The sequence below is a fragment of the Nocardia sp. NPDC058058 genome, assembly GCF_042885355.1.
Taxonomy (GTDB): domain Bacteria; phylum Actinomycetota; class Actinomycetes; order Mycobacteriales; family Mycobacteriaceae; genus Nocardia.
In genome coordinates this window covers 512,521-526,353 of record NZ_JBHVSA010000004.1, presented here as the reverse complement: position 1 = coordinate 526,353, position 13,833 = coordinate 512,521, and the positions used below count along the sequence as shown (strand labels likewise).

Below are 13,833 nucleotides of genomic sequence, written 5' to 3'. Positions count from 1 at the left end.
ACACCGGAAATACCGCTCTGACCGGGGAACAACGCGTCCGAAAGGGTGAATGGTCCGGCCGCCCGGATCAACCGGATGCGAGGCTTCGTCACCATGCACAACATTTCCGGCTGTCGGTTGTGCCACACTGACTACCGGGAAGGCGAGCCGCGCCACCAACCCTCTGGGACGGTGGTGGGCCCGAGGAGTCGATGAGGACTACAGCTACATGTTCGATTGGGATTTATTGCGCAATACCTCCAGCGTCCACGTGATGACACGGCTCGCGGAGGAACGAGGCATGCGGGCTGCCGCCTGCCTGGCGGGCACCGGGCTACCGCCTGAGACGGTCAACGATCCGAATATCGAGGTCACCGCCCGGCAGGAACTCGCCCTGATCCGCAATGTGCTCGCCCGCTTCGGCGACGAACCGGGGCTCGGGGTGGACGCGGGCAGCCGCTATCACATATCCCTGTACGGACCGCTCGGGCTGGCACTGCTCAGTAGCCGCACCCTGCGCGATGCCATCGGCGTGGCACTGCGCTTCGTCGAACTGGCATTCGTCTTCGGGCAGTTGACCTTCGAGGAATCCGACGGCGAGGCGCGCCTGGTCTACGAGGACCGCGAGGTGCCCGAGGATGTGCGGGACTTCCTGGCCGATCGGGTGCTGACCGGAATCCAGATGATCAGCACCGAGTTGTTCTCGGTCGGAATCCCGCTGCACCGCGTCAGTCTCCGGCACGATCGGCCCGCCGACACCGGCCGCTATCGCCGGGTGTTCGAACTGGAGCCGACTTTCGGGGCCGCCCGCAACGAGGTCGCGTTCCAGGCCGCCTTCCTGGATCTGCCGCTGCCGCAGGCGAACGAATGGGCCCGCAGCACCTGCGAGCAGATGTGCCGCGATCTGCTCACCCGCCGCCATGCCCGCACCGGTGTCGCGGGCGCGGTGCGCGATCTGCTGGTGCGCACGCCCGGTGAGATCCCGGATCAGGTGTCGGTGGCGGCCGAACTCTTCGTCAGCCCGCGCACCCTGTCGCGGCGGCTCGCCGATGAGGGCACCTCCTTCCGGGTGCTGCTCGACGAGGTGCGCCAGGCGCTGTCCGAGGAGCTGCTCGAGCACACCGAGATGACCACCGAACAGGTCTCGGCGCGACTGGGGTACGCGGAAGCGGCCTCGTTCATCCGGGCCTTCCGGCGCTGGAAGGGTTGTCCGCCACAGGAATACCGCGCGCGGCGGGGACGCGCGGGTACCCGGCTGCCGGAGCCGGAGCTGGTCTAGCCTCCGGCTCCGCGCCGTCCGGCGGTGCGCCGGACCGGTGCCGCTGACGTGAAATGTGTATGGCGCGTCCGCCGTTGACCTTCTCGCTGCCGCCCGATGCCCGATAGCGTGCCCGGGACATTCGGCAGCGCGGAGGGCACGACGTGGACAATTCCAAACCCGGGAGCCAGGGGTTCGACTACGACTGGATCGTGGTCGGCAGCGGATTCGGGGCGAGCGTCAGCGCACTGCGCCTGGCCCAGAAGGGGTACCGGGTCGGCATCATCGAACAGGGCCGCCGTTTCGCCGATACCGATTTCGCGGACCGGGCAACACAATTGGGGAAATTCCTGTGGCTGCCCGGGCTCGGCCTGCGCGGCATACTGCGGGTCGCGCCGTATCGGCACGCGACGGTGCTGGCCGGGGTCGGCGTGGGCGGCGGCAGTCTCGTCTACGCCAACACCATGTATCAACCCGACAGCGACGAGTTCTACCGGCATCCGCAATGGGGTGAATTGGCGGATTGGCGTACGGAATTGGCACCGCATTTCGATACCGCCCGGCACATGCTGGGCGTGCTGCCCTATACCGGCGAACGACCGGTGGACGATCTCATGCGCGACCTGGCCGCCGATCTCGCTGTGCCACAGGGCTATCGGAATACCCCGATCGCCGTCTACTTCGGCGCGCCGGGGCAGACGGCGCCCGACCCGTACTTCGACGGCGCGGGTCCGGCGCGCACCGGCTGCGTGCGATGCGGGCAGTGCATGCTCGGCTGCCGCTACGGAGCGAAGAACAGCCTGCCCAAGAACTACCTATGGCTGGCCGAAAAGGCCGGGGCCGCGGTGCTTTCCGAACTCAAGGTGGTGGATCTCGCCCCATTGGGCGGCGCAAACGGCGAACACGGGTACCGGGTGCGTGCCCGCCGACCGGGGCTGAGACACGGCAGGACACGAGAATTCACCGCGCGGTCGGTGGTGCTGGCGGCGGGCACCCTGGGCACCAATGAACTGCTGGCCGCCTGCAAACGCCGCGGTTCGCTGCCCGGGCTGTCCGACCGGCTCGGTGACATCGTGCGCACCAATGACGAATCCATCCCCGCCGCAACGACTTCCGTACCGGGCGCGGACTATCGCAGCGATGCCGCCATCACCTCGAGCGTATTCCTGGGCGAGCATACGCATATCACCAACAACACCTACGGTGACGGCGGCGGACTGCTGGCGCTGACCTACGGCCCCGCCACCACCGCGCACAGCACGCTCGGCAAGTGGGGCCAATTCCTGCGGGCCTACCCCGGATATCTGCTGGACCTGCTGGGCCACCGGCAATGGTCGCGGCGCACGGTCATCTTCACGGTGATGCGCGGCACCGACGTATCCCTGCGCCTGCGAAAGGGTTTCGGTCCCGGCCGCCTGCGCACCGAGGCGGCGGGCACGGTGCCCGGCGGGGAATCCGCCGTGGATATCGCCCGCCGGGTGGCGGCGCTGGCGGCGCGGCGCATGGACGGGCGCGCCCTGGCCTCGCTCGGTGAGACACTCGGTTCCGCGCCGATGACCGCGCACTTCCTGGGCGGCGCGGTGATCGGCGCGGATCGCGAACACGGCGTAATCGACTCACAGCACCAGGTTTTCGGTTACACCGGACTGCTCGTCTGCGACGGCTCGGCGGTGCCCGCCAATGTGGGCGTGAATCCGAGCCTGACCATATGCGCCATGGCCGAGGCCGCCATGACGCATATCCCGGCGGTCAGCGCGTGAGGTTGATCAGCACGGCCAGGGAGCCGCCACCCGTGACGGACAGGAACGACCCGGTGACCACATCGGGTCGGCCGTCGCCATTGAAATCCGCGGTATCCAAGGAATTCGGCGTCCAGCCCGCATCACCGATGAGCACCGGCGGATCGAAGGTGAGCGCCTGCGCACCATCCCCGGTCGTATTGCGCAGCAGCGACAGCTGATTGCGGATATTCAGGTACGGGCTGGCCAGGATCGCGTCGGGCTTACCGTCACCGTCGAAATCCGCGATGGCGGTGTTCTCGGTGGCCCAGCCGCCCGCCTGATGCGCCTGCGCGCCGTCCAGCACGGTCGGGAACACCGGAACCGGCGCACCGGCGGGCGTGCGGTTCACCGCGGAGAACATGCCCACCAGCGGATTACCCAGAATGCCGACATCGGACATCAGATCCGGTTTGCCGTCATTGTTCATGTCCGCCAGCCCGACCCAGGTGGCGAACGGGAAGAAATAGGTGGTCGGGCGCAGATCCGGGACCGGCGCGCCGTCGGGAGTGAAGTTCATCAACACCGTGACGGTGCTGGAGCTGGTTTCCCCGATCGCCAGATCGGTCCTGCCGTCGCCGTTGATATCGGCGGCGGCGATGCCCTCGGTGGTGATACCGCCGTTGAAGAAGTACGGGCCACTGAAAGTCGCTGTGTCCGAACCGGGTTCGGTGGTGTTCATCAGCACCTGGGTGGTGCCGAGCACGACATTGGCGGTATCGCCGATGATCAGATCCGGGCGGCCGTCATTGTTGATGTCGGCCGATGCGACCACGGCGGGCATCAGTCCACCCGCGAAGTACTGCGGCGGGCCGAAAACCGGTGTATCGGAACCGTTCTCGGTGTGGTTCAGCATGACCACCACACCGCCGACCCCGAGTTTGGTGGCGTCGGTGGCGATCAGATCCGGGCGACCGTCGCCGTTGACATCCGCGACATTGCAGCCGAACGACAGCGGAACCCCGGGCACATTGAATGGTCTACTGAAATTGGTTGTGGTCGAACCGTTCTCGGTGTGATTCAGAAGCACCGACAACCCGCCCCAGCCGCCCTGGAGCGAATCGCAGGTGACGATATCGGGTTTGCCGTCCCCGTTCATATCGACCGCCCGAATGAAGAACGGCCCGCCCGCGAAGGTGTCGTAGAACTGCGCGGGCGCGAACGTCGCACCGCCCGCCGCCTGCGCCACTCCGCCGCCGAGCGTCGCGGCGATCACCGCCGCGGCGACCACACCCGTCCGCCGCACGCTGTCCCCGATACCGGCCACACTGCCCTCCTGATTTCCGACCCGAAAGCCCACCGAAACTATCGACGGCCGACCGGTATCGACCACGCCGCCGCGACCGCTGTCCGCGGATGTCAACCACCTGGCGTTTCATGGCGCATCGCCGGGACCTGCGGCGCTCTACCGTCTGGGACGAATGAGCTGTGCGTCACATCAGGAGTCGAGGACCGCGTACATGACCGATACACAACGGATTCGAGCCGTCACCGCCGTAGTCGCGCTGGCGCTGGCCGCCCTCACCACCGGGACCGCCGGCGCGCTGCCCGCCGGATCGAGTTCGGGTTCCTCCGAGGGCGCGAATCCGATCTTCAGCGAATCGGCGCAGTACAACGTCGGCGGGCTCGGACCCGCGTTCGGATCCCAGACCATGGCGTACGCGGATTTCGACGGCAACGGCACCGTGGACGTGGCGGCCACCGGCATCGTGGACGGCGTCGGCATCATGTTCGGTGACGGCACCGGGCGGCTGCGGCGAAATCAGTTCGTGCACACCGAAGTCGGCGCGAACGCGGTGCAGGTGGCGGATCTGAACGGGGACGGCGCACCGGATCTGGTGGTCACCAATTTCCTCAGCATCTCGGTACTGCTCAATGACGGGCACGGCGTCTTCCACGTCGACCGCAGCTATGCCACCGACTTCAATCCCGATGTCAGCTACCGCACCGGCGGCATACCGTTCGGGGTGGCACTGGCCGATTTCGACCACGACGGCACCGTCGACATCGCCTTCAACAGTCTGCTGCCGGTACCCGGCGGCGTCGGCATCATGCACGGTGACGGGCAGGGGCATTTCGCCGAACCACAGTGGTACGGCGTGGGTGTGAGCAAGGCCAGCGTGCTCGCGGGGGATCTCGACAATGACGGTTACCCGGATCTGGCCTTCCACGATCTGGCCACCTCCGGCGTCTGGGTGATGCTCAATGACCGGCACGGCGGCTTCGCACCGCCGCGCTGGAATCTGGCCGCGCTGCCGAGTGAGGATCTCAAACTCGCCGATGTGGACGGTGACGGCAATCTGGACCTGATCACCGCCAATGTCGCGGGCTTCAGCGCCGGGGTGCACTGGGGGGACGGGCACGGCAATTTCAGCGCACCGCAGCTGATCGGCCCCGCGCTCGCGCCGTGCACCATCGCCATCGCCGATTTCGACGGGGACGGCATCCCGGATATCGCTGCCGGACAGTACGTTCCGTCCACCGCCATGATCTTCAAGGGCGACGGGCACCGCAATTTCACCTACGTGGAACAGCACACCATCGGACTCGGACCGCAGGCGATGGAGGCGGTCGATCTCAATGGCGACGGCCGTCCCGAACTCATCAGCATGAGCAGCGTGTCCGAGGACGTGGCCGTACTCCTGAACCGCAGCGCCGAGAAAGGCTGAACCATGCGAGTATCTCTGTCCCGCAACGGTATCCGCGCGTCCGCCGTGCTCGGCGGCGCACTAGCGGCCCTCGCGGCCGCGACCCCGGCGCAGGCGGTCGAGCCGACGCTGTCCTTCGGAACGAGCTTCGGCGGCACCAGCGTCAATCATTTCACCACCGTCCCCGACGGTGCGCTCTTCGACGCCGACATCATCACCCTGCAACCCGGCATCAACGCCGGAATAGTGGGTCTGCTGGCCGACGCCACCCCGCTCGATACCGCCTGCGCCACCGGAAAATTCGTACTGCACCCGAAAACCGGTGCACCGGAAGAAATCCCGGTCGGCACCAGCTGCGGCGTCCCGTTCCCGTTCCTGGTGGCCGCGGCCCGCCCCGCCGGTGACTACGCGGAGATCTGCGCCATCGTCGAGGTGGCCCAGCGCATCGGCGCGACAACCGCGCAGCGCACCGAAACCTGCTTCCGCTTCCCCAACGATTGAGGCCCCCGATGCTGAACCCGCGCACCCGCCGCCTGCTCACCGCCGTCGCGGGAGCCGCCACCCTCACCCTCGCGGGCACCGCCACCGCCTTCGCGGATCCCACCCCGGACCCGATTCCCGGAACATCCGCCGCCGACTATCCCGCCCGCCCGGCCAACCAGGCCCCGGTCCTGTTGCCGCCCTTCAACTTCAACGCCAATATCCTCGGCTTCGACTTCAAACACACCAATCAGTTCCCCGCCGGAGTCACCTTCGACGGCGCGGTCTGGGCGGTCAACCCGGACTGGACCATCATCACCATCGGCTGGCTCGCCGATATGGCCCCCTTCATCGACGCGAACTGCGCCTCCGGCTCGATCGTCTTCGAAACCAAAACCGGTGAGCTCGAAACCCACCCCCTGGCCTCGGCCTGCTCCAACGGCTACATCTACGGCCTGGTCTCCAACCTCCCCGCCAAGAACTACCGCACCGTCTGCATGTCCTCGGCCACCATCGGCGACCGCGGCGAACGCGCCTGCTTCCGCTTCATCAACTGACCACGCGCGGCGGCGCGGCGGCGGGAATGACGGAGCCGATCACCCGGCTCAGCGCGATTCGAACATCGTCCAGCGGCTCGACGGAACGCGCGCCGCGACTCTGGGCGATAGCGCCCTCGACCGCGCTGACCGACATGCTCGCAATGGATTTGGCGGCAACCGGTTCGGCGCCCGCGCCAACGAGAGCAGCCGCGATCTTATCGGCCCAGCCCGCGAAGGTCGCGGCGGAAGCGGCTTGCATACCGGGCTCCTGCGGGCCGGATTGCGCGGCAGCCATGACGGGACACCCCATGGCGTAATCGATGGCAGCGGGATGGGCGGTATGACCGCGGCCGCCTATCTGGCCGCCAATGGCCGCCGCACGCTCGTGCTGGAACAGGGCGATGTACTCGGCGGCAATACACATGTGTTCCGCCGCAAGGGATATGAGTTCGAAGTGGGGGTGCACTATCTCGGCGACTGCGGCCGCCCGGAGGGCAATATCCCGACCGTGCTGCGCGGCGTCGGCGTGGACAAGCACATCGAATTCCGTGAGATCGATCCGGACGGGTTCGATGTGCTGGACTTCCCGTCGGTGACCTTCAAGGTGCCGCGCGGCTGGAAAGCCTACGGGGACAGGCTGATCGAGACCTTTCCGGACGAGGCACCGGCGCTGCGCCGGTACCTGCGCATCATTCGCAAGCTGGCCGACGCGGTTGATCGCGCCACCACGCCCGCGTCCACGCGCGGCACCGCGGCCATGCTGCTGCGCGCGGGATGGGCAGCGCCGTTCGCGATCGTGCCGCTGGCGCGACTGCTCGACCTGTGCGGGGTCGGATCCGCGCTGCGACCGGTGCTGTGCGGGCAGACGCCCGCGTACGCGTCCCCGGCCGATCGAGCACCCGCGATCGTGCAGGCCGGTTATCTGAAGAACTACGTCGAAGGCGGGGCGTACTTCCCCATCGGCGGCGGGCAGGTGCTTTCGGCCACGCTCTCGGAAGTGTTGCGCGCCAATGACGGTGACTTCCGGCTCAATGCCCGGGTGCGCCGGATCATCGTCGAGGGCGGTCGCGTGCGCGGCGTCGAACTCGACGGCGGCGAGATCATCACCGCACCGGTCGTGGTGTCCAATGCCGATCTCAAACGCACCTATCTGGAACTGCTCGACCCGTCGGCGGTGTCCCCGCTGAAGCGAAAGCTGGTGTCCGGCTACACCATGGCGTGGCCGCTGTTCAACACCTACCTCGGCCTCGATATCGATCTGTCGAAAACCATGACCAGCAGCCAGATCTGGAAATTCCGCACCGATGCCGACTTCGGGCCGATGCGGAAGACAGTGAGCTGGGCGGGCGCGGGCCGCGATCGGGAACGCTGGCTCGGCATCCTGCGCGACAATGCCGCGGCGATGATCCACATCGCCACCAACAAGGATCAGACCACCGCACTGGCCCCGGCGGGCCATTCCATCATCGAGATCATGACCTACCTGCCGCCCGACCACGATCTGTGGGGACTCGGCGCGGACGGGCCGGTCGACGGCGCGAAATATCGCGACAATCCCGAATACCTCGCGGTCAAGGACGCGGTCACCGAAATCCTGATAGACCTTGCCGCCGAGGTCATTCCGAACCTGCGCGACCATATCGTCTGGCAGGAGGCAGGGACCCCGATCACCCAGGAGCGGTACACCCACTCCACCGCGGGCGGCTCCTACGGCATCGAGATGAACCTCCGCCAGATCGGCCCGCTGCGCCCCACCCCCCAAGACCGAGATCAAGGGTCTCTACCTGGCCGGAGCGAGCCTGGGCTGGGGACCGGGCGTGGAGGGCGTCATGCTCTCCGGCGTCGGCGCGGCCGGTGCCGTACTCGGCCGCGATCTGTTCACCGCGATCCGCAAGGGCGAGGTCTTCGGCAACGCGGACCAGATCCCACCGCACGGCCGGGCCTGGGATCCCCTGGCCGTCGCCACCGATACCAAGCTGCGCGGCCGCAAAGCCCGACCCGCCAACTCACGCGGCTGACGGCCCCGCTCCTTCGCCGATAGACCACGATGGATCCATCCGACCGCGGCACCACACCTCCGAACAGGCAGGCGCGCATGCGATTTCTCCGCACCGAACGAACCGATTCCGTTCAGACGATCTGGCTGGACAATCCGCCCTACAACTTCCTCACCGAGGAGGTGATGGGCGAACTGCTCGAACTGCTGCACACCCTGGACGCCGATCCCGGGGTGCGGGCGGTGGTGCTCACCAGTGCGGTGGAGGGCGTATTCGTCAGCCACTATTCGGTCGCCGAGATTCTGGCGGGCGTGCAAGCCGCGCCGATCACGCTCGGTCCGCGCACCGCGTCGGCGGCCCTGCTGGCCAGCAAGATCGCGGACCGGGTGCCGGGCGGAGCGGCTGGGCTGGCACAGGCCGGGGCCGGGGGTGTCGCGAATCTGCGCCGCTACCACGAGGTTTGCGCCGTCATGCGCGGGTCGAGCACCGTCTTCATCGCCGCGCTCAATGGGCGGGCACTCGGCGGCGGCTGTGAGTTGGCGCTGGCCTGCGATATCCGATTGATGGCGGATGGACCCTTCGAGATCGGACAGCCCGAGATCCTGGTCGGGATCATTCCGGGCGGCGGCGGCACCCAGATGCTGACCCGGGTCGTCGGGGCCGCCCGCGCCCTGGAACTCTGCCTCGAGGGCGCGCCGATCACACCGCGAGAGGCCCTCGATATCGGCCTCGTCCATCGGCTCGTCGAGCCCGCCGATCTGCTGGACGAGGCCCGGACGACCGCCGCCCGCCTCGCCAAACGCTCACCCACGGCCGTCGCGGGCATCAAACACGCTGTCTACGAAGGCGGCTCGACCTCTCTGGAAAAGGGCCTGCGCATCGAACAGACCCAATTCCTCACCGCCGCCTCGACCCCCTCGGCCAAACACGCCATGGCCACCTACCTCGCCGACATCGAGGAGACCATCGCCAAGGGCGGCGATATCTCCGAATTCGTGGCCGCCAAACTCCCCGACTGGATCGCGGGCACCAAGGTCGAGTTCACCGAATAGCCGCGCGGCCTCGGATCAGGCCGAGGCGGAGGTGGGTGTTCGTCCCGATCATCGAACACGGGCTGCCCGGCCCGGCAACCGGCTAGCGGTTCGGCGCGGCGATACCGCAGGCCTCGAATGCCGCCTTGGCCTTGGCGATCTGATCGTCGGTTGGCTTGCCTTCGGGGCGGGAGTCGCGGGTCAGGCCCTGGTCGGTGAGGCACTGTTTCTGCTGGTCGGTGAGCTTGGGGCGTTCGGGCATCTGAATGCCGCAGGCCGAGAAGGCATCCTTGATCTTGGCGATCTGATCATCGGTGGGCTTACCCTGCGGATGCGAATCGCGGGTGATGCCGTGATCGGTCAGACACTGCTGCTGCTGATCGGTGAGCTGGGGATGATTGCCGTGGCCGTCGCCGGGGGCTGCCGAGGCGACGCCGAGCCCGGCGGACAGCGTGATTCCGGCGGCGGCGACGGCCAGGAACGAATAGCGGATGATGCGCATTCGGATGCTCCCTTATCGAGTACCGGCGCACTCTGCGCCGACGACCGAAAGTCTCGACAGCGGGGCTGGCGGCTCCTTGAAGGAATCCTGGCGATTTCCTGGAGATGCGCGCCGATTCACAGCTATTCACCAGGAAGTCTTCAGGTAGCCGAGAAGGTGCCGCTACAGGGTGTGCAGTATGCGCGAACCGACGACAGATCCCGGTGACCACGGCACCACCGCACCGCGGGTGCTCGTCGTCGACGATGAGGAGAACATCGCGTACCTGGTCGGCACCGGACTGCGCATGGCCGGATACACCGTGCGCACCGCCGCCACCGGCCGCGAGGCGCTGGAATGCGCCGACGCCCTGCGCCCGGACGCGATCGTGCTGGACGTCATGCTGCCCGATGACGACGGCTACACCGTGCTGCGGCGATTGCGCGGCAGAGGTTGTGACGCACCGGTACTGTTCCTCACCGCGCGATCGGACGGGGCCGAGCGCGTGCACGGGCTCACCTGCGGCGGCGATGACTACATCGTCAAACCCTTCATCCTGGAGGAGGTGGTCGCGCGCGTGCAGATCGCGCTGCGCCGCAGCGGAGCCATCGCCGAACTGCCCGTCCAGCGCCGGGTCGCGGATCTGGTACTCGATGATCAGGCGCATCGCGTCTGGCGCGGTGACAATGAAATACACCTGACCGCAACGGAATTCACGCTGCTGCGCTGCCTGATGAGCAATACCGGCCGGGTGGTGACCCGCGCGCGGATCCTCGATCACGTCTGGCAGTACAGCTTCGAGGGCGAATCGGCGATCATCGAAACCTTCATCAGCAGCCTGCGCCGCAAGCTCGATGACGGCGGCCCCAAACTCATCCACACCGTGCGTGGCGTCGGCTACAGCATTCGGGAACCCTGATGTCACTGGCGCGGCGACTGACCCTGGCGCTCATCGCACTGGTGCTGACACTGCTGGCCGCGGGCACGGCGGTGGTGCTCATCCAGCGCCACTATCTGGTCGAACAACTCGACTCGCAGATCACCAAATTGGCGGACAGTCCCATGGTCGGGGTGATCGCCGGCCAGCATCCGGCCCGGCCCACCCGATCACCACTCGCCTTCGGCGATATCTATCTCGGAATCCGAAGCGCCGACGGCACTCTCAGCACCGTGCAGGGACCGAGCAACGATCCCGAACTCGTCCCGGATCTGAAGGGCGTCGGCGAACTGCGCAAGCCCACGGGCAGGCCGACGATCTCCGGCAATGCCTCGGAGGTCCGCGCGGTGACCGCCCGGTACGGCAATACCGATGTCGTCATCGCCATCTCGGCGCAGAGCGCGCACGACGCCACCGAACGACTCATCATCACCCTGGTCATCGCGGGTCTCGCACTCGCCGTGGTGGTGGGTTCGGTGGTCGGCTGGGTGCATCGGCTCGGGCTCGTACCCATAGCGCGCATGACCGAGGCCGCCGACGCCATCACGGCCGGGTCCACCCAACGCCGCATCGACGCGGGTCCGCCCGGCACCGAGGCCGACCGGCTCGCCAGGGCCCTCAATACGATGATCGACACCACCCGCGCGACCGAGGATCGCATGCGCCGCTTCGTCGCCGACGCCTCGCACGAATTGCGCACCCCGCTCACCACCCTGCGCGGCTACTCCGCCCTGCACTCATCGGGCGGCGACGAGGTGCACGACGCCATGCGCCGCATCAATGACGAAGCACAGCGGATGAGCCGCATCGTCGAGGCCCTGCTCGATCTCAACAATCTCGATAATCTCGACGAACACGGCCTCACCGACCGCGGACCCGTCGACATCGTGCCGCTGATCACCGCCATCGTCGACGACCTGCACGTCATCGCCCCCGGACGCCGCATCGAAATAGACGCTCCCGCATCCGCTTTCGCCGACGCGGTACCGGATCGGGTAACCCAGGCGGTGCTGTCGCTGGCGACGAACGCGCTGCGCCACACCCCGCCGGACGCCCCGATCACCCTCCGCGTCACCACCTCGAACGCGGTGCGCATCGCGGTCGTCGACCACGGCCCCGGCATCGCACCCGAACATCTCCCGCACCTGTTCGACCGCTTCTACCGAGTGGATACCGGCCGGGCGCGCAGCGCGGGCGGCAACGGCCTGGGCCTGGCCATCGTCGCCGCGATCATGCACGCGCACAACGGAAATCACGGGGTCGAGTCACAACCTGGTTCCGGCAGCACCTTCTGGATCGAATTCCGTTCCACCGCAGCCGGTTAGTCGCGTCGGTTCATTTGGTCGGTGCCGGGTTATCGCACACCGGCGGTGCGCTGCGCTCCAATTGCAGCAGGCTGCAAAAGGTTTGGGCGGTAACCTTCCAGGAGCCGTCCGTGCGAATAGCCTCACCGTGCCGATTGGGCAGCAGCGGGAAGCCGTGCTTCTTGATGGTGTAGGTCACCGCGGCACGATCCGGGCCGGTGCTGTCGACCTGCGAAACCGATGCGGACGCGCCCCCGGCGATCGACGAATTCGCCTGGGCCCTCAGGGTTTCGGCAAAAGCTGGACCGTTCTCGACCAGCGCCATCTTCTGATCGACCGGTAGCGAGCTGTCGAAGAAATGCTCGAAGGTGGTGGTCACCGCGTCCACCTCCGACGCCGGGGCCGAGGATTCGGAGTGACCGCCGCACGCTCCGGTCAGGAGCAACGGGGCGCAGAGCGCGAGCACCCGCGCGGCGGCTTCGGTTCGTCCGGCCGAACTCCACATCGATGCCTCCGGCTGCTCGTCGGTCAACTGTTCGCCCTGGTCAGGCTATCCGCCGGGGGCTGATTCGGCGGGATCGACGCGCGCGACGGCAACCGTGCGCCGGGTCACGCGGCGCTGTGGTGAACGATGATGTTGCCGTACGAGTTTCGGGCGTGCACCTGCACGGTGCCGGCGTCCGCGGCGACCGGGGCCAGCTGATTGCGGACCGAACCGTGCTGGGTATTGGTTTCCAGCTGCACCGCGCTGCCGGGGTGCACGCCGACCTCCAGCTCACCCATGGAGGTCTCCAGGCGCAGCACCCCGTCGGCGGCGTCACCGACCCGGATATCACCCTTGGCGGTCCGCGCGGTCACCGCGCCCCGCGGGCTGTCCACGATGATGTCACCGCAGGAGACCTCCAGATCGGAACCGTCGAACGCGCCGCTGGCCAGCAATCGGCCCATCGCCAGGGTGGCCTCCAGCCGCGAACCGGTGGGCGCCTCGATGACGACCTCGATCGCGGCGTTGCCGCCGAACGGGCTGTAGGTACGCCAGCTCTTCGGTGTCTTCACGGTCAGCGTGCCCGCGCTGAAATCGACCTTGATCTGCTTGGCGGCACGCACATCGTCCTTATCGGCCGGGTTCGCGGGGCGCACCTGCACGACGGTGTCCGAGCGATCCGAGGCGATGATCTGCACGCTGCCCGAGGGCACGTCCACGCTCAGGGCGATCGGGGCCGGGGTCTGGAAAGTGGTCATGGCGGTACTCCTGTTCGAGCCTGGGTGCCGCCTCGGTCGAGTGCGACGAGAACGACGATCGCCGGTCGTGCTGACACGGTCCGGTCATCGCGCTGACACCGCCGCCACCGCCGGATTCACCGTGTCAGGAGCGTGACAGCCGGGTGTCAGGACGAACCC

At 67.4% G+C, this 13,833-nt stretch carries 14 protein-coding genes; 9 read left to right on the top strand and 5 right to left on the bottom strand.

Annotated features, from left to right (window positions below):
- Positions 1 to 253 precede the first annotated feature (253 nt).
- Both ACFVUS_RS33520 and ACFVUS_RS33515 read left to right on the top strand, forming a co-directional pair.
- Positions 254 to 1,258 (top strand): AraC family transcriptional regulator, encoded by a 1,005-nt coding sequence (locus ACFVUS_RS33520; protein WP_387775862.1) that lies wholly within the window; start codon positions 254 to 256, stop codon positions 1,256 to 1,258.
- A 143-nt stretch (positions 1,259 to 1,401) separates the two neighbouring features.
- The gene (locus ACFVUS_RS33515; protein ID WP_387775859.1) at positions 1,402 to 2,997 is read left to right on the top strand and encodes a GMC oxidoreductase; all 1,596 of its coding nucleotides are present in this window, start codon (positions 1,402 to 1,404) and stop codon (positions 2,995 to 2,997) included.
- Here the strand turns inward: ACFVUS_RS33515 and ACFVUS_RS33510 are convergent.
- Complete coding sequence (locus tag ACFVUS_RS33510; RefSeq protein ID WP_387775856.1) at positions 2,987 to 4,282, bottom strand: FG-GAP repeat domain-containing protein; 1,296 nt, start codon at positions 4,280 to 4,282, stop codon at positions 2,987 to 2,989. The two genes, ACFVUS_RS33515 and ACFVUS_RS33510, sit on opposite strands and share 11 nt — an antisense overlap.
- Before the next feature lie 193 nt (positions 4,283 to 4,475).
- Here ACFVUS_RS33510 and ACFVUS_RS33505 point away from each other — a divergent pair, with 193 nt between their 5' ends.
- The 3 genes from ACFVUS_RS33505 to ACFVUS_RS33495 are packed head-to-tail and all read left to right on the top strand — an operon-like array spanning position 4,476 to position 6,700.
- Positions 4,476 to 5,684, top strand: a complete 1,209-nt coding sequence (locus ACFVUS_RS33505) for an FG-GAP repeat domain-containing protein (RefSeq protein WP_387775853.1) — start codon at positions 4,476 to 4,478, stop codon at positions 5,682 to 5,684.
- A 3-nt stretch (positions 5,685 to 5,687) separates the two neighbouring features.
- Positions 5,688 to 6,164, top strand: a complete 477-nt coding sequence (locus ACFVUS_RS33500) for a hypothetical protein (RefSeq protein ID WP_387775850.1) — start codon at positions 5,688 to 5,690, stop codon at positions 6,162 to 6,164.
- 8 nt (positions 6,165 to 6,172) lie between these two features.
- Positions 6,173 to 6,700 carry a hypothetical protein gene (locus ACFVUS_RS33495; RefSeq protein WP_387775847.1) on the top strand — a complete coding sequence of 176 codons (528 nt, stop codon included), beginning with the start codon at positions 6,173 to 6,175 and terminating at the stop codon, positions 6,698 to 6,700.
- Here the strand turns inward: ACFVUS_RS33495 and ACFVUS_RS33490 are convergent.
- The gene (locus ACFVUS_RS33490; RefSeq protein ID WP_387775844.1) at positions 6,693 to 6,941 is read right to left on the bottom strand and encodes a hypothetical protein; all 249 of its coding nucleotides are present in this window, start codon (positions 6,939 to 6,941) and stop codon (positions 6,693 to 6,695) included. The two genes, ACFVUS_RS33495 and ACFVUS_RS33490, sit on opposite strands and share 8 nt — an antisense overlap.
- On the opposite strand from ACFVUS_RS33490, the gene ACFVUS_RS33485 reads away from it, so the two are divergent.
- Together ACFVUS_RS33485 and ACFVUS_RS33480 are read left to right on the top strand one after the other, a co-directional pair.
- Complete coding sequence (locus tag ACFVUS_RS33485) at positions 6,936 to 8,723, top strand: phytoene desaturase family protein (protein WP_387775841.1); 1,788 nt, start codon at positions 6,936 to 6,938, stop codon at positions 8,721 to 8,723. The two genes, ACFVUS_RS33490 and ACFVUS_RS33485, sit on opposite strands and share 6 nt — an antisense overlap.
- 54 nt (positions 8,724 to 8,777) lie before the next feature.
- Entirely contained in the window at positions 8,778 to 9,731 is a 954-nt protein-coding gene (locus ACFVUS_RS33480) for an enoyl-CoA hydratase/isomerase family protein (protein ID WP_387775838.1), read from the top strand.
- Between the two features lie 82 nt (positions 9,732 to 9,813).
- Here the strand turns inward: ACFVUS_RS33480 and ACFVUS_RS33475 are convergent, their stop codons facing one another.
- Positions 9,814 to 10,212 (bottom strand): hypothetical protein, encoded by a 399-nt coding sequence (locus ACFVUS_RS33475; protein ID WP_387775835.1) that lies wholly within the window; start codon positions 10,210 to 10,212, stop codon positions 9,814 to 9,816.
- 178 nt (positions 10,213 to 10,390) lie between these two features.
- Between ACFVUS_RS33475 and ACFVUS_RS33470 the strand changes: the two genes are divergently transcribed.
- Together ACFVUS_RS33470 and ACFVUS_RS33465 are read left to right on the top strand one after the other, a co-directional pair.
- Positions 10,391 to 11,110 carry a response regulator transcription factor gene (locus tag ACFVUS_RS33470; protein WP_387775832.1) on the top strand — a complete coding sequence of 240 codons (720 nt, stop codon included), beginning with the start codon at positions 10,391 to 10,393 and terminating at the stop codon, positions 11,108 to 11,110.
- Entirely contained in the window at positions 11,110 to 12,453 is a 1,344-nt protein-coding gene (locus ACFVUS_RS33465) for a sensor histidine kinase (RefSeq protein ID WP_387775829.1), read from the top strand. The genes ACFVUS_RS33470 and ACFVUS_RS33465 overlap by 1 nt, the downstream gene beginning before the upstream one ends.
- 10 nt (positions 12,454 to 12,463) lie before the next feature.
- Here the strand turns inward: ACFVUS_RS33465 and ACFVUS_RS33460 are convergent, their stop codons facing one another.
- Positions 12,464 to 12,964 carry a hypothetical protein gene (locus tag ACFVUS_RS33460; RefSeq protein WP_387775826.1) on the bottom strand — a complete coding sequence of 167 codons (501 nt, stop codon included), beginning with the start codon at positions 12,962 to 12,964 and terminating at the stop codon, positions 12,464 to 12,466.
- A gap of 77 nt (positions 12,965 to 13,041) precedes the next feature.
- Positions 13,042 to 13,674, bottom strand: a complete 633-nt coding sequence (locus ACFVUS_RS33455; RefSeq protein WP_387775823.1) for a DUF4097 family beta strand repeat-containing protein — start codon at positions 13,672 to 13,674, stop codon at positions 13,042 to 13,044.
- Positions 13,675 to 13,833: the final 159 nt, after the last annotated feature.

Excerpts from the sequence above, each read along its gene's own strand:
- ACFVUS_RS33490 (WP_387775844.1), bottom strand. The coding sequence starts at position 6,941 with ATGCAAGCCGCTTCCGCCGCGACCTTCGCGGGCTGGGCCGATAAGATC.
- ACFVUS_RS33455 (WP_387775823.1), bottom strand. The coding sequence starts at position 13,674 with ATGACCACTTTCCAGACCCCGGCCCCGATCGCCCTGAGCGTGGACGTG.
- ACFVUS_RS33470 (WP_387775832.1), top strand. The coding sequence starts at position 10,391 with ATGCGCGAACCGACGACAGATCCCGGTGACCACGGCACCACCGCACCG.
- ACFVUS_RS33505 (WP_387775853.1), top strand. The coding sequence starts at position 4,476 with ATGACCGATACACAACGGATTCGAGCCGTCACCGCCGTAGTCGCGCTG.
- ACFVUS_RS33475 (WP_387775835.1), bottom strand. The coding sequence starts at position 10,212 with ATGCGCATCATCCGCTATTCGTTCCTGGCCGTCGCCGCCGCCGGAATC.
- ACFVUS_RS33520 (WP_387775862.1), top strand. The coding sequence starts at position 254 with ATGACACGGCTCGCGGAGGAACGAGGCATGCGGGCTGCCGCCTGCCTG.
- ACFVUS_RS33480 (WP_387775838.1), top strand. The coding sequence starts at position 8,778 with ATGCGATTTCTCCGCACCGAACGAACCGATTCCGTTCAGACGATCTGG.
- ACFVUS_RS33465 (WP_387775829.1), top strand. The coding sequence starts at position 11,110 with ATGTCACTGGCGCGGCGACTGACCCTGGCGCTCATCGCACTGGTGCTG.
- ACFVUS_RS33495 (WP_387775847.1), top strand. The coding sequence starts at position 6,173 with ATGCTGAACCCGCGCACCCGCCGCCTGCTCACCGCCGTCGCGGGAGCC.
- ACFVUS_RS33500 (WP_387775850.1), top strand. The coding sequence starts at position 5,688 with ATGCGAGTATCTCTGTCCCGCAACGGTATCCGCGCGTCCGCCGTGCTC.